Annotated in this window: 16 protein-coding genes; 7 read left to right on the top strand and 9 right to left on the bottom strand. The window is 67.1% G+C overall.

Going from position 1 to position 19,748, the window contains the following annotated elements; genetic code table 11:
- Positions 1-140: 140 nt before the first annotated feature.
- Positions 141-1,358: a formaldehyde dehydrogenase, glutathione-independent gene (gene fdhA / locus I2487_RS06935; protein ID WP_207171334.1), complete on the bottom strand. Its 1,218-nt coding sequence runs from the start codon at positions 1,356-1,358 to the stop codon at positions 141-143.
- Between the two features lie 139 nt (positions 1,359-1,497).
- Between fdhA and I2487_RS06930 the strand changes: the two genes are divergently transcribed.
- Positions 1,498-2,751, top strand: a complete 1,254-nt coding sequence (locus I2487_RS06930; protein WP_207171335.1) for a helix-turn-helix transcriptional regulator — start codon at positions 1,498-1,500, stop codon at positions 2,749-2,751.
- Positions 2,752-2,796: 45 nt separating this feature from the next.
- On the opposite strand, the gene I2487_RS06925 is transcribed toward I2487_RS06930, so the two are convergent.
- A complete protein-coding gene (locus I2487_RS06925; protein WP_207171336.1) occupies positions 2,797-3,714 on the bottom strand; it encodes an alpha/beta hydrolase family protein in 918 nt (305 codons plus the stop codon).
- Positions 3,715-3,896: 182 nt separating this feature from the next.
- Positions 3,897-5,198 carry a M1 family metallopeptidase gene (locus I2487_RS06920; protein ID WP_207171337.1) on the bottom strand — a complete coding sequence of 434 codons (1,302 nt, stop codon included), beginning with the start codon at positions 5,196-5,198 and terminating at the stop codon, positions 3,897-3,899.
- A gap of 126 nt (positions 5,199-5,324) precedes the next feature.
- On the opposite strand from I2487_RS06920, the gene I2487_RS06915 reads away from it, so the two are divergent.
- On the top strand, positions 5,325-5,969 hold the full coding sequence (locus I2487_RS06915) for a 4'-phosphopantetheinyl transferase superfamily protein (RefSeq protein ID WP_207171338.1): 645 nt from the start codon (positions 5,325-5,327) through the stop codon (positions 5,967-5,969).
- A gap of 56 nt (positions 5,970-6,025) precedes the next feature.
- Here the strand turns inward: I2487_RS06915 and I2487_RS06910 are convergent, their stop codons facing one another.
- From I2487_RS06910 to I2487_RS06895, 4 genes are all read right to left on the bottom strand, one after another.
- Entirely contained in the window at positions 6,026-6,208 is a 183-nt protein-coding gene (locus I2487_RS06910) for a hypothetical protein (protein ID WP_207171339.1), read from the bottom strand.
- Between the two features lie 102 nt (positions 6,209-6,310).
- A complete protein-coding gene (locus I2487_RS06905; RefSeq protein WP_207171340.1) occupies positions 6,311-7,537 on the bottom strand; it encodes a heparan-alpha-glucosaminide N-acetyltransferase domain-containing protein in 1,227 nt (408 codons plus the stop codon).
- The gene (gene dapA / locus I2487_RS06900) at positions 7,534-8,538 is read right to left on the bottom strand and encodes a 4-hydroxy-tetrahydrodipicolinate synthase (RefSeq protein WP_207171341.1); all 1,005 of its coding nucleotides are present in this window, start codon (positions 8,536-8,538) and stop codon (positions 7,534-7,536) included. The genes I2487_RS06905 and dapA overlap by 4 nt, the downstream gene beginning before the upstream one ends.
- Before the next feature lie 20 nt (positions 8,539-8,558).
- The gene (locus I2487_RS06895) at positions 8,559-12,626 is read right to left on the bottom strand and encodes a Pls/PosA family non-ribosomal peptide synthetase (RefSeq protein ID WP_207171342.1); all 4,068 of its coding nucleotides are present in this window, start codon (positions 12,624-12,626) and stop codon (positions 8,559-8,561) included.
- 581 nt (positions 12,627-13,207) lie between these two features.
- Between I2487_RS06895 and I2487_RS06890 the strand changes: the two genes are divergently transcribed.
- Positions 13,208-13,783: an RNA polymerase sigma factor gene (locus I2487_RS06890; RefSeq protein ID WP_207171343.1), complete on the top strand. Its 576-nt coding sequence runs from the start codon at positions 13,208-13,210 to the stop codon at positions 13,781-13,783.
- A gap of 296 nt (positions 13,784-14,079) precedes the next feature.
- Entirely contained in the window at positions 14,080-14,895 is an 816-nt protein-coding gene (locus I2487_RS06885; protein ID WP_207171344.1) for a DUF4282 domain-containing protein, read from the top strand.
- A gap of 98 nt (positions 14,896-14,993) precedes the next feature.
- Here I2487_RS06885 and I2487_RS06880 read toward each other — a convergent pair whose 3' ends face one another.
- Both I2487_RS06880 and nadE read right to left on the bottom strand, forming a co-directional pair.
- Positions 14,994-15,797, bottom strand: a complete 804-nt coding sequence (locus I2487_RS06880) for an exodeoxyribonuclease III (protein ID WP_207171345.1) — start codon at positions 15,795-15,797, stop codon at positions 14,994-14,996.
- 77 nt (positions 15,798-15,874) lie between these two features.
- A complete protein-coding gene (gene nadE, locus I2487_RS06875; RefSeq protein WP_207171346.1) occupies positions 15,875-16,702 on the bottom strand; it encodes an NAD(+) synthase in 828 nt (275 codons plus the stop codon).
- Positions 16,703-16,899: 197 nt separating this feature from the next.
- Here nadE and I2487_RS06870 point away from each other — a divergent pair, with 197 nt between their 5' ends.
- The 3 genes from I2487_RS06870 to I2487_RS06860 are packed head-to-tail and all read left to right on the top strand — an operon-like array spanning position 16,900 to position 19,711.
- Positions 16,900-17,748, top strand: coding sequence for a potassium channel family protein (locus tag I2487_RS06870; RefSeq protein WP_207171347.1), 849 nt, complete (start codon positions 16,900-16,902; stop codon positions 17,746-17,748).
- A 1-nt stretch (position 17,749) separates the two neighbouring features.
- Positions 17,750-18,361, top strand: coding sequence for an orotate phosphoribosyltransferase (gene pyrE / locus I2487_RS06865; RefSeq protein WP_207171348.1), 612 nt, complete (start codon positions 17,750-17,752; stop codon positions 18,359-18,361).
- 36 nt (positions 18,362-18,397) lie between these two features.
- Entirely contained in the window at positions 18,398-19,711 is a 1,314-nt protein-coding gene (locus tag I2487_RS06860) for an MFS transporter (RefSeq protein ID WP_207171349.1), read from the top strand.
- Positions 19,712-19,748: the final 37 nt, after the last annotated feature.

Raw genomic sequence — 19,748 nt, 5'->3', positions numbered from 1 at the left:
GGTGAGGCTGACGAAGTCGACAGTTTGGCAGGCGGTGTCGGGGCCCACCTCCTGGTGAAGGTGAGCCCCGTCCTGCTTCGCTGAATCTCAGCGGCCCTGCACCTCGATCAGCGATCTCGGTGGGCTGTTGTGGAGCCGGTTCAGTTCTTGATGTAGCCGTTGGGATTGAGCACGAACTTCTTCGCCGCGCCCTTGTCGAACTCCGCGTAGGCAGCCGGGGCGTCTTCAAGCGCAATCGCAGTGGCGCTGACCGCCTTGGCGATCTGCACCTTGTCTTGAAGAATCGCCTGCATGAGGTGGCGGTTGTACTTCATCACCGGGCACTGTCCGGTGGTGAAGGACAGGGACTTCGCCCAGCCCAGTCCCAGACGAATCGAGAGGGACCCAACCTGGGCCGCCTCGTCGACCCCGCCCGGATCTCCGGTGACATAGAGACCCGGAATGCCGAGTGCGCCACCGGCTTCGGTGAGGTTCATCAGCGAGTTCAGGACGGTTGCCGGGGCCTCCTGCGCTGAATCCGCGCCGTGCCCACGCGCCTCGAAGCCGACCGCATCCACGCCGCACTCCACCTCCGGCACTCCGAGGATCTGCTCGATCTGGTCTCGGGGATCGCCCTTGGAGACATCCACGGTCTCACAGCCGAAGGAACGGGCCTGCGCCAGTCGCTCCTCGTTGAGGTCCCCGACGATCACCGCCCCCGCACCGAGCAGCTGGGCACCGACCGCAGCCGCGAGCCCGACGGGGCCTGCGCCGGCGATGTACACCGTGGATCCTGGTCCGACGCCGGCCGAGTAGGCGCCGTGGAATCCGGTCGGGAAGATGTCCGAGAGCATGGTCAGGTCCAGGATCTTCTCCAGCGCCTGATCCCGGTCCGGGAACTTCAGCAGGTTCCAGTCGGCATAGGGTGTCAGCACGTACTCCGCCTGTCCGCCGACCCAGCCGCCCATGTCCACGTACCCATAGGCGCTGCCCGGGCGGTCCGGGTTCACGTTGAGACAGACTCCGGTCTTGCGCTCCTTGCAGTTGCGGCATCGCCCGCAGGAGATGTTGAACGGCACCGAGACGATATCGCCGACCTTGATGAACTCGACATCGGGGCCCACTTCGACCACCTCGCCGGTGATCTCATGACCGAGCACGAGGCCTGCAGGGGCGGTGGTCCGGCCGCGCACCATGTGCTGGTCGGAGCCACAGATATTCGTCGCGACAGTGCGGAGAATGGCGCCGTGCGGCACCTTGCGGCCGATGTTGGCGGGATTGACGCCAGGTCCGTCCTTGAGCTCGAACTCGGGGTAGGGGGTATCGACGACCTCCACCACACCCGGACTCTTATACGCGATTGCACTGTTTGTAGACATTGCTATCCTCTCCTTGGGCCGCGACGGCAAGATTCCGCCACATGGTTTAAGTCTCTATTTGGGTGTGAGTCTTCTCAATGACACTTGTGGTTGGCCGCAGCCCTACCTTCGAGTAGGTCGCCTCAGTAGGATGAGAAGTATGGAACGCGTCACACTGCCCGACGGTCAGCTCCACCCGCTCTTCGAGGTTCTCGCTTCGCCGCTCGGCCTGATCGTTCGCGGGCTCTCCGATCTGCTGAGCCCACTGGTGGCCCACTCGGCGTTGATCACGCTCACCGCCGATCCCAGCGGCGGACGCATCCAATGCTGCGGTGATCCGACCGTCCAGCGCGGGGTGCGTGGACTGGATCTTGATGGGCTCAGAAACAAGATCGGCAGCGTCGAGGGCGTGCATCGAACCACACTGCTCGTCGGCGATGACCGGCGCCCAGCGATCCAGGTGGTGGCCCGCAATGGCGCGCTCCTGGTGCTCACCGATCCAGGCCCGATGGAGGATCTCGACCCGCTGCTGGACATCTGGAACATCGTGGCGCTGCACGTGCAGGAGCGCGCAGATGAAGCCGCCCCCGACTATCTCCGACACGCACGCTCCACCGCAGGGCTGCGCCTGCAGGTGCTGAGCGAGATCAAGGACGAGTACTCTGCGACCCTGGACAGCATCCTGGTTCCGCTGCGGTCGGGGCAGCTCTCCGATGCCTCCGCGCGAGACGCCGCCATCGCAAGGTCCGCCGCGGGACTGAAACGACTTCGTGGGATGACCGAGCAGGCACACACCGTGGCGGCGGAGTCGGTGACGCTGGCCTTCGCGCGCCTGAAGGAGGAGCTCTGGTCCGCTGCGCGGTCCTGGCAGGTTGAACTGGAGTTCATAGAACCTCCTGAGGGTGACCATCTGATCCCCGACGACGTGGCCCGTGGCGCCAGGGCCGTGGTCCACCGGTTTATTCTCAGCCGGATGCAACGCTCCGAGATCAGCCGGGTGCGCGTGCAGTGGTCCTGTGACGGAACCGGCCTGATCCTCAAGGTTCGGGATGACGGCGATGGCGGGACCGCAGATGCAGAGACTCTGCTGCAGAGCGTTCAGCAGCGCATCCATGCCCTCAGGGGCCAGCTGGCGGTCAACTCCACGTCAGGATGGGGGGCAGAGCTCTCAGCGGTGCTGCCCCTGGAGCCTCCCTTGGTTCGGCCCTCCACGGCCGCCATAGCGGGTCTGCGGCCCCGGGAGATGGAGGTGGCGAACCTGCTTGCCTCAGGCAGCCGGAATCGCGCCATCGCTGAAGAGCTGGGTATCAGCGAGAACACGGTGAAGTTCCACATCTCACGGATCCTGCACAAGCTGAAGGCGGGTTCTCGTGCGGAGGCGATCGCCACGCTCCTCACGGAGCAGCAGACCTGAGAATCCCGGATCCGGTTCACCCTCGCGGAGATTCGAGCCGGTGGGCTACTGTGCGAGCGCCTCGTCCAGGATCCGTGCCTGCTGCAGTGAGAAGTGATCCTCGCCCTCCGGATACTCGGCCCGGACCTGCTCGAATCCCTGCTGGCGGTACCAGGCCGAACCTTCTCGGGCGGCTGTGACGGCGTCGAACGGGGCGTAGGGGACCGAGCCGTCATCCAATGTTCCGGTCACCCAGATCAGGTCCAGGAACTGTCGCTGCTCCGAGGTGGGTTCTTCAACCGCTGCCTCTGGATCTCCTCCACCCCCGATCATCACGGCGCCTCCTGTGACCAGCTCGGGGGTCCGGGGAAGCACGCCATAGGTGATCATCTCGGCTCCGCCCGAGTACCCCATCCACCAGATCCGCTCAGGATCGACGGGGAAGGACTGTGTCACGCGTTGGGTCAACAGGTCGTTCAGCCACGGAAGGTTCGTGGAGATGTCCTCCCACCAGGTGACCTCGCCCTGCACATCCGGCGTCAGTGGAGCCAGCAACATCATGTTCTGGGACGCGGCGACCGCGGCGAGACAGTTCAGCAGACCATCGGGGTCCTCGAATTCAGCTCCGCCGTCTCCGTGCAGCCTCACCACGACCCCGACCGGCTCATCGAAGTCCACGCCCCGGGTGAACAGGTGGTAGCGGCTGGTCGTGTCACCCGAGGTGAACTCCTGATGGAGCTGGACCGCATCCGCGGAGCCAGCAGACTCACCGGGCTCGTCGGCAACGCCGATACCGGTCACGGAGTCCGGTTGAGCGCGCGGGTCCGGCGGCACGATCCCGTGGGGCTCGCACCTGGCCGGTGAATTCTCCGCAGTCTCGGTGGCCTCGTCCTCGCCCAGGAGCAGGCTCATCGCGAAGAGCCCGAGGAGGCCGGCGAGCACAGCTGCCAGCAGTCCACACAGCAGCACCCAACGCGTGGTCATAGTGGTCATCCTTGCGCCTGCGCCATGCTTCGGCCCCGATGTGCTCTCGGAGACTCTTGCCGACGGATCTGATCGGGGTCATGCCATGCCCCGGGTGGGCTCTGCCATGAGTGTAGGAGATGTTCGGTCGCAGGGAAGCGAAAAGCCGGGCGGGTCACCGTGATCAAGGAGGGATCTTCCACTCAGCGCAGACCGGGCAGCGTCGGCTCGAACAGCCAGCCATGCAGCAGCGACCGCGCGGGTTGCCCGGTGACTCGCTCGGCATGGTCGAGGAAGTCTGCGGTGGTCACGGAGCCATATCGATTCTCCGTCGTCCATGAGCGCAGCACTCGGAAGAACATCTCGTCACCGGTGGACCTGCGCAGCGCGTGCAGCGTCAGCGCCCCGCGCAGGTAGACCCGGTCGTCGAACATGTCGGGTCCGCCGGGATCGGCGAGCACGATGTTCTGCGGCAGGGACGCCAGCCGGTCGTGCGCGGAGCGAGCATGCGCGTCGGCGCCGAGCTGGCCGGAGGCTTCCGACCACAGCCACTCCGCGTAGCTGGCAAAGCCTTCGTTGAGCCAGATGTCGGTCCAGCGTCGCGGAGTCACGGAGTTGCCGAACCATTGGTGGGCGAGTTCGTGGGCGATCAGGCGCTCGGAGTCCCAGCCCGGGCTCAGGTGATTCGCCCCCAGGATGGACAGCGGCTGGGATTCAAGGGGAATTTCCAGCTCATCGTCGGTCACCACGACCGTGTAGTCGTTGAAGGGATACTCGCCGAAGTCTCGTTCGAAGACCGTGAGCATCGCATGTTGTTTCGCCAGGGCGTCCTGTGCCCGCTGCCACTGGTGCTCCCCGCAGGCCAGCTCCAGCGGCACTCGGGCCGGAGGGTGCTGAGCTGGTGCGATCCGACCGCGCCGGTATGCTCCGATCTGGACCGTCGCAAGGTAGGTCGCCAGCGGTCGGTCGGACTCCCAGGTCCAGGCCGTGCGGCTGCCCTCAGCGGTCACCTGGCGCAGCGCACCGTTGCTGATCGCGGTGTAGTCCGAGTCGAGCACGACCTTGCAGCGGTAGGTGGACTTGTCGCTGGGATGGTCGTTGCAGGGGAACCAGGTGGCTGCCCCATTGGGCTGTCCCGCCACCAGCGCGCCGTCGCTGAGTTCCTCCCAGCCGACGGCGCCCCACGGGCCCTTCCGTGGTCGGGGCCGTCCCCGATAGTGCACGTCGATGATGAGCGCCTCGTCTGCGGCGAAGCGACCTGGGAGCACCAGTTTCGTGCGGGTCTGTTTGTACCGGGTCTGGGTGCCGTCCAGGAGCACCTGGCTGACCTTCAGGCCGCACAGATCAAGCTCGATGCTGGAGGTCTCGGTGAGCACGCGCACGTGGAGCTTCGCGTGGCCGGTGAGGCGGTTCGGCCGGACCTCGTAGTCGAGATCCAGGTCGTAGTGCGCGACCTTCAGCTCCGCCGAACCTGAGGTGGGGGTGTAGGGATCTGGCTGGCTCATGGTGAAACACGTGTCCTTCTACAAGGTCGAATTTCCAGGCTGCGGCCCCGACCGCCGGGAAGCGGTGTGAGAATGAGCTGACTCGATGACATGCAGCGCTCAACACAGGTTTCGGGAGGTGGGTCGGTGGAATGGACGTATGGGGCTGACCGCGATGCGGACTCGGCCGTCCGCGCCCTGGTGGCGCAGACCTACGGCGTGGATCCGCTCCGGGTGGAGCTGCCCCGGCGGCGCGGAGCGCCCGAGGCCAGGATCGACGGCCACCGGGTGGAGCTCTCCCGGTCCCGCTCGAACGGATACCTCGCAGCGGCCTGCGCCGGCCCAGGGGAGGAGTGCTCCCTGGGGATCGACATCGAGGTCGTCCGGCCGTTCCTTGATTCGGTCACCGAGCCCGCCGAGTTCGCCGAGCTGGTGCTGGCACCCGAGGAGCTGAAGTGGTTCCGTGAGACGAAGGGTGCGGCCCGGGCCCGGCGGCTGGCCTGGCTGCTGCGCACCTGGGTGCGCAAGGAGGCGGTGCTCAAGTCGCTGCACACCGGGTTCGACACCGGGCGCGGCGGCCTGCCGCCCGGCGCCGTGGTGCTGAACGAGCCCTGGGATGCTCCGGTCTGTCTCAGCCACGACCACATCACGGTGACCGATCTGCGCACCCCACCCGGGCCCGAAGGCAAGATCGCGACTGAGGGCCCGACGGGGGAGAACACCCGGGACAGTGGTCTGCTGATGCTGGCTCTGGCGCGGAACCCCGGCCCGGTCACTCGTCCGGGTCGATGAGACACCAGGCCGGAGCAGAGCTCGCTCGGGCGCGGCCTTCCCCCTTTGCCCTGGGCTCAGGGCCTGGGCACTCCAGGGTCTTCGGAGGTTCCGGGGCTCTCGGACTTGCCCCGCCAGCGTTCCTTCACATCCTCGGGCAGGTCTTCCCATGGCTCCGCTTCAGACATCATCAGGCCGGCGAGCAGCTTTCTGCGTTCTTCATACAAGGCTTTGGCCGCGTCGTCGCGATTGCTGCGCACGTACCCCTCCGGCACCTTGGAAGACAAAGGACAGTATGCGCGCACATATGGCTGCGCCTGGTTCTCGAACGTCAGTCTAGTGGACCGAGAATCACAGGACGCTCAGTGTCTTGATCGCGGTGTCCTCTCCTCCAGGCGTGTGCCGACCCGGTCCCGCACGGTCTTGGTGGCCACAGAGATGCCGTGTTCCAGCGGGCCCGGGCCTCGGAAGTGTCTCCAGGCCACCGCGAACCCGGTGGCCGCGAGCAGCTGGATGATCAAAGACGCCCATGGCGCATCGGCGAGGAAGCCGGTGGCCAACATCAGCAGATGCGCACAGTACAGCGTCAGCGTCATGCTGCCGATCGCCGCCAAGGGCTGCACCACGCGTGCGGCCCAGCGGCCCAGCAGCAGCATCGCTCCCAGCACGGCCGTCGCGATGCCCAGCGAATGCAGGACCTCGAACGGCGTCGAGGTATAGGGAGCCAAGACGGTGAGCCACCACCAGGTGGTGCTCGGAAGGTCCGGTGGCGGACCCCAGGTGAGGAAGTTCTCGATCTCGCCCGCCGACCACGGCGTCGCCCAGAACAGCTGATCACGGCCGCCCAACGGACCCTGCAGCAGCGCCGAGCTCAACCAGACGACGACGGCGACCGCGGCTCCGGTGATGAACAGCCGCGCAGCCGTGGACTTCGCCTTCAGATCGAGGCGACCGATCGCCATGCCGGCACACACGTAGGCCATCCACGGGATGACCGGGAAGCTGCCGGTGAACAAGACGACGCTGAGGAACGTGATCGGGTCCGTGACCAGCGTGGTGAGGGTCGGATCGTAGCCGTCGAGGGTCGGCAGTGAGTTCTGCGTCAGATGCACCAGCATCGGGCCCAGTACCGCGATCCCCAGGGCCACGGCCACCAGCGCCCGGAATGAGAGCCGGAGCAGCGGAATGGCCAGCAGGAACATGGCGCCGTAGTAGACCAGGATGATGGATGCCGGCGGGTCGACGTAGGCCAGGAGCAGCCCCAGGGCGGCGATCAGCACCGCCCGCACCGCGAGCGCCGCCTTCGCCGAGGTCATCGCGTGGCCCCGCAGCGGACGTCGCCCGCCCGTCAGGAAGGCCAGCGTCACGCCTGCCAGCAGCGCGAACAGCGTTGCCCCGACACCGGAGAAGGCAGACCAGATGAAGGTCGGATCCCCGTTCTGCGTCCAGGAGGGAAGCACGTGGATGGCCACCATGAAGACCAGCGCGAGGCCCCGCGCAGCATCGACCGCCATCAGGCGGCGCTTGGGCTTCTGCCCGGCCGAGGTGGCCGAGGCGAGGGCTGGGGCGCCTCGGGTTGCCCCCCTCATGGCAGTCTCAGACTGAGCACGGGCCGTGCCCCGCCGGACTGGGACACCGTGGCCTCCGCAGAGACCATGGCTCGAGCCGGCATGGCGCGGTTCGGGATCCCGGACTCCGCCAGGTCCAGCGAGAGCAGCTGGCCTTCGGCGTCGTCGAGTGCCACCAGCGGCAGGCGCACAGGCCCGCCGGGCAGGCCCTGCATCGCCAACGCAGCCTTGACCGAGGCGGCTGCGGGCGCGCGGAACATGCCCTCATAGACGGCGAGCAGCTGACGGTGGATGCCGGCGGCCTGAACGGTTCTTCCCTGCTGGTGACAGCGTTGCAGGTGGCGCAACAGGTCTGCGGCGACGTGGCCGACCACAGATACGAATCCGGTTGCCCCGATCGAGAGCAGCGGCAGGTTCAGCATGTCGTCCCCCGAGTAGTAGGTCAGGTCCGTGTGCCGCATGACCCAGGAGCTCGATGCCAGATCGCCCTTGGCGTCCTTGACCGCCACGATCTGCGGGTGCCCCGCGGCTGCGGCGAAGGTCTCTCGGCTGATCGCGACCCCGGTGCGTTTCGGGATGTCGTAGAGCATCACGGGCAATGAGGTGCTTTCTGCGACCGCGGTGAAGTGCCGCAGCAGCCCGGCCTGACTGGGACGGCAGTAATAGGGTGCGACCACCAGCAGGCCATCGGCGCCGGACTCCGCGGCAGCCTGCGCCAGGTCGATGCTGTGCTGGGTGTCGGCCACCCCCACTCCGGCGATCACCGTGGCCCGTCCACCGACCGCGGCGGCCACCGTCCTGACCATGGCCGTCTTCTCCGCGTCGGTGGTGGTGATCGATTCCCCGGTCGTGCCGTTGACGACCAGGCCGTCGTTCCAACCATCACGGGTGAGCCAGCAGGCCAGGTCCCTGGCGCCGTCGAGGTCCAAATGACCAGACGGGTCGAAGGGGGTCACCATAGCGGTCACCACGGTGCCGAAGGGGGGAGCGAGCCGAAACCTGAGATCGGGTGTCGAATCCATCGGGTGTCCTTCTTCCGTTCTCAACGAAGCGTCCCGGCGGGCGCCAGGGATTCTCGGGTACCGGCGCTGACCTGAGTCCGCCGGATCGGGTTCCCGTTCCACGTGGTGGATTCCGGGATGGATTCCGAGCGCATCACCAGAGACCCTGCACCCACGCTGGCGTGGGCACCCAGGGAGCTTCCGGGGAGCACGATGCTGTTCGGCCCGAGTGAGGAGCCTTCCTCGAAATGGACGCGGTCCAGCCGCATGATGCGATCGTGGAACAGGTGGGTCTGCAGGACGGTGCCCCGGTTGATCGTGGCCGCCTTGTCGAGCTGGATCAGGTCGAACTCGGGCAGCCACCAGGTCTCACACCAGACGCCGCGACCGATGCGCGCGCCCATTCCGCGCAGCCACAGGTTCAGCAGGGGGGTGCCCAGGCTCATCCGGATCAGTCCGGGAACGGCAAGCGCCTCGGAGAAGCAGTCGGCCAGCTCGTTGCGCCAGACGAAGGAGCTCCACAGCGGTTTCTGGGTCGCCTTGAACCGACCGACGAGGAGCCACTTGGCCGCCATCGGGATGAGAGCAGCGACGATTCCGCTGGCCAGCAGCACCGGTCCGGAGAACAGCACGGCGACCAGGAGGCCATAGGCGTCGAAGATCGTCGAGAGCACGAAGACCGTGATCAGAGCCAGCCAGGCGGTGATGAACATCGGCACCATCCGGCACAGCTCCACGGTGGCGCGGGCGAGCTTGAGCCGGCGGCTGGGCTCGTAGGTCAGTGAGGCATCGACCGGCTCAGGGGCCCGCGGCAGCTCGATCGGCGGGTTGCCGAGCCACAGGGAGTTTGCCGGCATGCTCTTCGGTGCACTGGAGAGCACGGCGACCAGCGAGTTCGAGGGCATCCTCTGGTCTGGACCGAGGATCGCCGAATTGCCGAGGAACGCCTTCTGCCCGACGCTGCCGCTCTCGAGCCGCACCCAGCCGTGACGCACGTACTTGGAGGAGACCAGCGAATGGTCGGCCAGGAACGCCTTGTCACCGACGCTGGTCAGGTGTGGAATTGCTTCAACGGTGGCAGCTTCCACGTCCTTGCCCACATGTGCGCCGAGCAGGCGCAGCCAGAACGGGGTCGCCATGCTGGAGTAGAGCGGGTACATGTTGATCAGAGACTTCGACATCAGCTGCCCGGACATCCAGGCGGCCCATGCGGGAACGCTGTGCACCGAGTGGGTGCCTCGAGGCATGAGTCGACCCATGAGCCGGACGGATCCGGCGAGCAGGCCGAGGTACGTCACCACGGTGAGGAGCACGAACACCGGTGTCCACGCGGCCAACGTCCACAGCGCGGGCGCCAGGGCCTCGAAGTCGGAGATCAGGTAGAACATGAGGGCTGCGCCGGGCAGCGGTGCCGCCAGCGCCAGGAGCCCCAGCAGGACGAGTCCGAGCGGGTACAGCAGGTCGGTGCCGCGGGAGTGCGGGCTCTCCTGCTGCGTCGACTCCGGCCAGTCCTGTCCTGAGGTGCCGACCCGCTCCAGCGGTGAGCCTGCCCAGTATTCGTTCTTCGGGACCATGCCGGTGACCACGCTGGCGGGGGCGATCTCTGCGTCGTCGCCGATCACGGCGCCGCCTTGCAGGGTCGCCCTGGTGCCCACGCGGGCGTTCTGGCCGATGCGTACGATGCCGATGTGCAAGGTGTCGCCCTCGAGCCAATGCCCGGCGAGGTCCACGTCGCGCTCGATGGACGCCCCGGACTCGATCGCGGCCAGGCCGGTGACCGGCGGAAGCGCGTCCAGGTGGACGTCCTTGCCGACTCCGGCACCCAGGGCTCGCGCGAATGCGGGTGCCATGGGGGTGCCCATCAGTCCGTCCAGCTGGCAGAAGGTCATGATCCGCTCTGCGGCCCAGAGTCGGATGTGTATCACTCCGCCGCGCGGATAGATGCCCGGCCTGACCTTGAACAGCAGGAGCCGGGAGGAGCCGATGGCTGCCAGTGCTCGCGCGGGCAGGCTGAACAGGACCGCCCAGGCGATGATGGTCGGGATCAGTGGTGGGTTCGGGACCCATGGGGTCTCACCGATCTGGAACAGCACCAGGCAGACGATGGCGATTCCGGTGACGTAGCGCAGGCCGATGATGCCGTAGAGGCTCGCGATCAGCGGCAGCTGCAGGAAGCCGGTCCACCGCGGCGTGGGACGAGTCGTTCGTTCCACCGCGGATGTCGGATCCAGCTGCCGCAGGTGTGAGGACATCGCGGAAAGCGTGGGGTGGGCGTAGAGGTCTGCGATCGAAACATCGGGGTAGCGCTTGCGCAGCATCGAGACCAGCTGGGCGGCGCTCAGGCTGGAGCCGCCCAGCGTGAAGAAGTCGCTGTCTGCACTCATCGGCACCGGTCCGAGCAGGCTGGTCCACTTCTCGGCCAGCCAGACGAAGTCGGTGTGCAGCGTGGCGGCTGCGGCCGCCGCGCTCGGGTCTGCTGGCAGCGGCCAGGGCAGGGCCTTGCGATCGACCTTGCCGGAGGTCTTCACCGGCAGTTCATCGATCACCGCAAGTGCTGGGACAAGACGTCCCGGCAGCTGCTCGCTGAGCCGGGCGCGGGCCTCGGCCAGGTCGATGACCTTCCCCGCGGCGGGCACCAGGTACCCGGCGAGGATTCCATTGCCGTCCGGGCTCTTCTGCACGGCGCTGGCGCCGGCGGCGACATTGGGCAGGTGGCTCAAGGCATCATCGACCTCACCCAGCTCGATCCGCTGGCCGGCAAGCTTGACCTGATCATCCGCTCTGCCCACGAAAATCAGCCCCTCGATCTCGGCACGCACCAGATCCCCGCTGCGATAGGCGCGCGGCCAACCGAGCGTGGTCATCGGTGCGTACTTCTCGGCATCCTTCTCCGGGTCCAGATAGCGGCCCAGTCCGGCTCCGCCGATCACCAGCTGTCCTACCTCGCCCCAGGGCACCGGTTGATCCTCGGCGTCCACGACTGCCAGCTGCCAGCCGCGCAGCGGAAGCCCGATGCGCACCGGAGTGGCACCGTCGACCAGCGCTGCCGTGGAGACGACGGTGGCCTCGGTGGGTCCGTAGGTGTTCCAGACCTCCCGGCCGTCGGTGGCCAGGCGTGCGGCGAGCTCGGGCGGGCAGGCCTCTCCGCCGAAGATGAGCAGCCGGATGTTGTCCAGGGACTCCGCGGGCCACATCGCGGCCAGCGTCGGGACGGTGGAGATGGCGGTGATGCCGCGTGCAGCCATCCAGGGTCCGAGGTCTTCGCCGGACCGGACCACCTCGCGGGGCGCCGGCACCAGGCAGGCGCCGTAGCGCCAGGCCAGCCACATCTCTTCACAGGACGCGTCGAAGCCCACCGAGAGTCCGGCAAGCACCCGGTCGCCCGGCCCGAGCGGTGCATCCACGCAGTAGACCGAGGCCTCGGCGTCCACGAATGCAGCCGCGGACCTGTGTGAGATCGCGACTCCCTTGGGCTTCCCGGTGGAGCCGGAGGTGAAGATGATCCAGGCATCGTCGTCGCCGGTGGGGCGATGGTATTTCCCATGCGGGGGAGACTCTGGCCGGAGGTGGACGTTCAGACCGGAACCGATCACGGCGCTGACGCTGGCCTCTTCCCAGACCAGGGTGGCGCGCTCCTCGGGTTCGTCGTGGTCCACCGGAACGTAGGCCGCACCACGGTTCATGGCGGCCAGGACGGCGATGTAGAGATCATTCGTCCCGGACGGCACGCGGATGCCTACTCGGTCTCCGGTGCCGATGCCGGACTCACGCAGGATCTGCGCCACCGATTCGATGCGTCCCAGCAGGTCCATGTAGGTCAGCGCGACGACGCCGTCGTCGAGCGCGATCGCGTCGGGGTAGTTGTCCACGGTGGTGAAGAAGATGTCCAGAAGGGTTCGTGGGGCCGCTACGGCCCCGCCGGAGTAGACAGCGGTCGAAGGCGCAAGGTGTCTCCGGTGGTCACTGAGCTTCGGAGGTCCGGCGGGTGCGGTCAGTGCAATGACCTCACCCGAGTTCTCTTCGCGTCGGACTGGGGCAGGAGAAGCTTTCGATGCAAGCTCCGGGGTCACCGAGGGGAGGGCCTGCGGCGAGCCTTCATATAGAACCATGAATCACCTTTTCGGCGGATAGCGTCAACGTCCTGTCGTTTCCAGGCGCGACCAATGGGTCCCGGTCCGGATGGCGGATCGGTTGTAACAGGGGATACGCGAGGATCGGGAGCGGCGTTCAACGCAGGGCCAAAGAATCTGCGACCCCTGACTCGGGGAGGTCTCTGCTCGACGACGCGCAGGCGTCTTGACGAGGGGCTCAGGCCACGGGATGCGTCGACGCGAGAGAGCGTATTGGCGACGGGAATGCTCAGTCTGAATTGTGATTCTCATCACATCTTGTGGAAACAGAGTGAGCGGGGCTACTCTACTAGAGGCTCAGCACTTAAGGACCGTCCCCGGTTGAAATCCTTGCACCGGACGCGATAGGGGACCAGGAAGGTGAGTTCTTATGCCTGTTTCTTCCTCCGTTCAGCACCACACCCCCGTGAAGCTGCTCGCCGGTCGCACCCGTCCGCTCCGTGGTTCCGTCATGGCCCGGGAAGCCGCCTGGCACCGGGTAGCGCCGGAGTTCTCGGTGAGGTCCACGGCGGAGGAGGAACCTTGCTCACCTCCTGCCAGATCGGGCAGAGGTGTCTTCTATGCGCGCCGATGACGACTCGCCCTTCGAGGTGCAGGTAGCTTTCGCCGAACATGGTGGTGCGCTCTATTCGTTCGCGCTCAACGCGCTCGGGGACCGCACCGAGGCTGAGGACTGCGTCCAAGAAGCCTTCATCCGGGCCTGGCGGAGCAGGGATCGGTACCGCACCTCACGGGGATCCGTGCGGACCTGGCTGTTTGCCATCACCCGGAATCTGGTCATCGATGCGCTGCGCGCTCGCGCCCGGCGCCCGGCGCCCTCGGATGCGGAGAAGATCGAGTGGGCGAGCGAGCCCGTGACCGAGGACCTGCTCATCGTGGAGCGTCTGGTCCTCTATGAGTCCCTCGCGACCCTCACCTACGAGCACCGAGAGGTGATTGCCGCAGTTCAGCTGGACGGCGTAGGCTACCAAGAGCTTTCGGAGCGGACCGGGATTCCGGTCGCGACCCTGCGGACGCGGATGTATTACGGGATGAGGTCCCTTCGGGCTGCCATGGGAGGTGACGCGCACGATGACGGAACGGCCTTCGCGGCGCGCGGAGCTCATCGCCGGGGCGCTGACGGGCGGTCTCAGTGACCAGGAGTGGCTTGAGCTTGACCAGGCCCGAGCCGCAGACCCCTCGATCGACGTGGAGCTCGCAGAGCTTGGCTCGACTGCGGCCCGCCTGGACGCTGCGGAGATGACCTGGGACGAGGAGGAGCCGCCTGCATCGCTCGCCGAGCGCATCCGGGCCGCAACCTCTGAGGCTTCCCCTGACTCCGAGGATGGGGATAGGCGCTCGTCCTGACCTGCGGGTGGAATGCTCGACTGTTCAAGATCGCCTCGTATAGGTTGAGAACGACGCGGAGCGACCGCACATCATAGGAGGCGCCATGACTCAGCACCCAGGCCAGGACGAACCTTCCGAGGGCAAGGACCAGAATCCGGGCCAGCGCCGGGAACAGACCCCTGAAGACGCCGACTCACCGGGTCACCAGCCCACCAGACCATTGGGCGCTGCTCCGAACGAGCCCGGCGTCCCCGGGCGTCCCCCTGGCCAGTCGCCGAACCCGCCCGGAACGGTCCCAGGTCAGCCCGAGGCGGGTCGTTACGGCCAGCCAGCGCCGCCGCACCAGCAGGCGCCAGGTGCCGGTCCCTCCGGCTACGGCCCTTCGGGCTATGGGTATGGACAGCAGCAGAGCGGCTACCCCGGTCCCAACCAGCCCAACCAGCCCAACCAGCCCAACCAGCCTGGTCAGCCCGGCCAGGGCCCCGGCCAGGGTCAGCCCGGTCCGGCCGGTCAGCAGTACCCCGGCCAGTACCCCGGTCAGCCGTACCAGCAGCCGTACCCGCAGTCTCAGGGAGCCCCGACGAAGCACAGGTCGCCAGAGGGCAAGAACTTCTTTGCGGCGCTCTTCGACTTCTCGTTCCAGAGCTTCGTGGCCGTGAAGTTCGCCAAGTTCATCTACGCGATCCTGATCGCGTTCATCGCATTGGGCTACCTGGTCGTGGTCATTGCGGCGTTCAGCGACGGCGCTGCGGAAGGCATGATCGTTCTGCTGCTGGGCTGGATTCCCGCGGCGATCTACCTGATCCTGATCCGGATCTCGCTGGAGTTCATGATCGCGCTGGTCCGCACCTCGCAGAACACCGCCGGGACCCGGAGCGAGATCGAAGCGCTGCGATCTGAGCTGAAGAACAGCCGCTGAGCCTCCGCCTCCTCCTGGCACAACGACGACGGCGCCTGATCCTCCACGTGGAGGACCAGGCGCCGTCGTCGTTCAGTCGCTGTTCCGGCTCTGCTGGATCAGCCCAGCTCCACCAGCACGGGAGCGTGGTCGGAGGCGCCCTTGCCCTTGCGCTCCTCACGGTCGATCGAGGCGGAGGTGACGCGTTCGGTCAGCGCGGGCGAGCCCAGCACGAAGTCGATCCGCATGCCTTCCTTCTTGGGGAAGCGCAGCTTGGTGTAGTCCCAGTAGGTGTAGACCCCGGGGCCGGGGGTGTGGGGCCGGACGACCTCGGTGTAGCCGCTGTCCAGGAAGCCCTGAAACGCCTCGCGCTCGGGTGCTGAGACGTGGGTCAGGCCCTGCTCGCGGAAGAAGTCGATGTCCCAGACGTCCTCGTCCTGCGGGGCGATGTTGAAGTCGCCCATCAGCGCGATCTGGGCCTTGGGCTCCTCGTTCAGCCAGGACTGCGCGTGCTCGTTGAGCTGCCGCAGCCAGGCGAGCTTATAGCTCATGTGCTCGTCCTCGAGGGAGCGCCCGTTGGGGACGTAGAGGCTCCAGATGCGCACTCCGCCGCAGGTCGCGGCGATGGCGCGGGCCTCCTGGATGGGGTCCTTGCCGCCCTTGCCGAACACCGGCTGGTCCTGGAAGGTCCGTTCCACGTCCTTCATGCCGACTCGGGAGGCGATGGCCACCCCGTTCCACTGGCTCAGCCCGAAGTGCGCGACGTCGTAGCCGTTGGCCTCGAAGAGCTCCCAGGGGAAGTTCTCGTCCTTGCACTTGGTCTCCTGGATCGCCAGGACGTCCACGTCCGATCGATCCAACCAGGCCTCGACCCGGTCGGCCCGGGCCCGCATCGAGTTCACATTCCATGTCGCAATCCGCATGGGTCCAAAACTACCAGCGGCCCCCGACGACGACGCCGCTCGGCGTCACCGGCGGCGGTCACCGCAGAGGCTGATGCTCAGCCGTGGCGCCACCAGTCGTCCTGGATGGTCACCGGGACGGTGCGCTTGTGTCGGGTGCGCAGGTAGTGCTCTTCAAGGACAGCCGCCTCGCTGTCCGGGATCTCGCGGCCCTCGAGGTAGTCATCGATGTGGTCGTAGCTGATCCCGAGCTCGGTCTCATCGAGCTGGCCGGGCTTGTCATCGAGGAGGTCCGCGGTGGGGGCCTTGGACCAGAGCGTCTCGGAGGCGCCGAGGTGGCGCAGCAGCTGGCGGACCTGGCGCTTGTTCAACGTGAACAGCGGCAGCACATCGGCGCCGCCGTCGCCGTACTTGGTGAAGAACCCGGTGATGGATTCGGACCCGTGATCGGTCCCGATCACCAGCGCGTCGTTCTCCCCGCCGATGGCGTACTGCACGGTCATCCGCAGCCGGGCCTTGACGTTGCCGCGGTGGTAATCGCGCATCGGCCGGCCCAGAGCCTCGTCGAAAGCGGCGTTGACCCCGTTCACGGCCTTCTCGATATTGAAGGTATGTGTCTGATCGGGTGCGATGAACTCCAGCGCGGCGTCGGCGTCGTCGGCGTCATGCTGGACCCCGTGGGGCAGGCGCACGGCGTGGAACTGGGCTTCGTGGCCCTGCTCGCGCAGCCTCTCCACCGCGAGCTGGCAGAGCCTGCCCGCCAGCGAGGAGTCCACGCCCCCGGAGATGCCCAGCACGAAGCCTTTGGCCCGAGCGGTCTTGGCGTATTCCACCAGGAACTCGACCCGCCGACTGACCTCCGCCGCAGGATCGATCTCGGGCTTGACGCCCATCTCTTCCACGATGTCTGTCTGTAGATCACGCATGCCCTGATTCTACTCAGGGGCAGGTTTCGCTCAGATGACTGACGGCTATGTGTCCCACGGATCCGACTGCGGAGCCCGCGGATAGGCTGACCGTGACCCTGGAGCTGCACCTTCCGGTGTGCCAGGCATGGCCGTCGGAACGAGCCGCTGGGTACGCTGGATCGACACCACCCCGCGGGACCGAGGGGGACGCTCTGATGGCACCAGACGAGGCATCCGCACCGGGGTCCCGCGGAACCCGGACCCGTTCCGAGGTCGACTTCGGGGATCGGTATCGCCGGTGGGAGAAGGCCTCAGAGCTTCCGCTGACGATCGTGGCGCTGGTCTTCCTGGCGGTGTACGCGTATCTCGTGCTGGCGAACACCCGGGCCGCCGAGGTCTCCTGGCCGCGGACGCTTATGTTCGGGGTCTGGGCGATCTTCGCTCTGCACTACCTGATCAGTCTGATGCTGGCGCGGAACCGAGGACGCTGGTTCCTGACCCACCTGCACGAACTCGCGATGGCGGTGCTGCCGTTCCTGCGGCCGCTCCTGCTGCTGCGTCTGGTCAAGGTGGTCGCGGTGCTGCACCGCACGGTGGGCTCTGCGCTGCGCGAGAAGGTGTCGATCTACCTGGCTGGCGTCTCGATGATGCTGGTGCTGGTGGCCTCCTTGGCGGTCCTGGACGCGGAGCAGAATGCCGAGGGGGCGAACATCACCAGCTTCGGGGACGCGATCTGGTGGACCTGCGTCACGATGAGCTCGGTGGGCTACGGCGACTACTATCCAGTCACCGGGCTTGGTCGTCTGATCGCGATCGGGCTGATGATCGCCGGCATCGCACTGCTCGGTTCCGTCACCGCGACGATCGCCTCGTGGTTCGTGGAGCGGATCGTTCAGGCGCAGCACGAGGTCTCGGAACCCCCAGCCACTGGACGAGACGGCGGGGCAGGACCGCGTCACGAGGACGTCGACCCGGATCCGGGGACCGGGTCGGATTCGGCGGCAGGGCCAGGTGTGGGGACTGACCCGGATTCCGGGCCAGGCCGGGGCCGGGCCGATAGCTAGGATGGGGGTCATGACTGAGACCGCCGGAACCCCCCAGCCCTCCGCCACCTCCGCTGAGCATGCCGCTGATCGTCAGCGGCTGCAAGAGCTGATCAGTGAGCTCGCCGTGGTGCGCGGGAAGGTCACGCTCTCCTCGGGCAAGGAGGCCGACTACTACATCGACCTGCGCCGGATCACCCTGCAGCACGAGGCCGCCCCGCTCGTCGGCAGGGTCATCCGGCAGCTCCTGGCGGAGGCCGGCATCGACTACGTCGCCGCCGGCGGGCTGACCATGGGGGCCGACCCCGTGGGGACCGCCGTGATGCATGCTGCGGCGCGGGACGGCGCCGCCACGGATTCCTTCGTGGTGCGCAAGGCGCAGAAGTCCCATGGCATGAACCGTCAGGTCGAAGGCCCCAGCGTGGAGGGCAAGAAGGTGGTCGTCCTGGAGGACACCTCGACCACCGGCGGCTCCGCGCTGACCGCCGTCGAGGCCGTGCGGGCTGCCGGCGGGATCGTGCAGGCGGTGGCCGTGATCGTGGACCGCGACACCGGTGCCAAGGAGCACATCGAGGCCACGGCCGGGGTGCCGTATCTCTTCGCGTACTCCAAGAACGACCTCGGGCTGGACTGAGGCGGGCTGAGCCCGGCTGAACCAGGCTGATCCGCGGTGCGCGAGACCGAGCAGACTCACCCCTCCAAGCGGGCAGTCCTGATCGGTCTCTGCCTCACCCAGATCACCTCCTGGGGTGTGCTCTTCTATGCGTTCCCGGTGTTGCTGCCGCGCATCGCCGCGGACACCGGTTGGTCCGCCACCGCGTTGACGGCTGCGTTCTCTGCGGCACTGGTGGTCTCCGGACTGCTCGGGGTGCCGCTGGGACGGGTGTTGGACCGCCGCGGACCCCGGCACATCATGACCCTCGGGGCGGCGCTCGCAGTCCTGGGGCTGCTGGGCGTTTCCGTCGCACCGTCGTACTGGGTGTTCCTGATGGGCTGGCTGGTCATCGGTGTGGCGATGTCAGGGACGCTGTATCCGCCGGCCTTCGCGGCGCTGACCCGGTGGTACGGGTCTCGGCGAATCTTCGCTCTGACCATGGTGACCTTGGCCGGGGGCCTGGCGAGCACGGTCTTCGCACCGGTCACCGAGGCGCTGGCCACGCAGCTGGACTGGCGCGAGACCTATCTGGTGTTGGCGCTGGTGCTCGGTGTGCTGGTGGTCCCGGTCCACGCACGGGTGCTGCGCAGGCCCTGGCCTGCGCAGCACGTGGACGAGTCGGCCGACCTCGTCTCCGCCGCCGAGACCACCGCCGCCGAGACCACCGAGGTCGCCGGGGGCGTCGTCGACCCGACCTCCCTGGAGCCTCCGGTCCAGCCACCCAGGCGGGACTACGCCGCCACGATCATGCGCAGTCGCGCCTACATCCTGCTGGTGGTCGGGATGTCTCTGGGCGCGGTGGCGATGTACGCCGGGTTGATCAACCTGGTGCCGATGCTCGTTGAGCGCGGGGTGTCCCCGATGGTGGCGGCCTGGGTGCTCGGTCTGGGCGGGCTTGGCCAGGTCATCGGCCGCGTCTTCTACGCGCGGCTGGATCGCGGCACCACCCTGCGGCAGCGCAGCGCGTTGATCTACGCGCTGCTGGCCCTGACCACAGCGGCGCTGGCCTGGAACATCACTGCGGCGGTGCTGCTGGTCGTGATCTCCATGGCGGCCGGCGTCGCCCGAGGGATCGTGACGCTGCTGCAGGCCACCGCGGTCACCGACCGGTGGGGGACCCGTGAGTACGGCCGGCTCTCGGGGGTGCTCAACGGTCCCATGATGCTCGCCGTGGCGGTCGCTCCGTTCTTGGGTGCCATCCTGGCCGAATGGCTGGGCAGCTACGAAGCGATGTTCGGCGTCCTGGCGGGACTGGCAGCGCTTGGACTGGGGTCGATCGTGGTCAGCATCCCTGCGCGCCATCCAGTGGTCGATATGAGGGAAAAATAGGGCCGAATTTACGGAAGAAGTCCCTCAAATCGTCCAC

Source organism: Nesterenkonia sp. E16_10 (assembly GCF_017347085.1).
Taxonomy (GTDB): Bacteria; Actinomycetota; Actinomycetes; order Actinomycetales; family Micrococcaceae; genus Nesterenkonia.
Note: the sequence above shows the minus strand (reverse complement) of the source record. Positions and strands in the feature narration are given on the sequence as shown.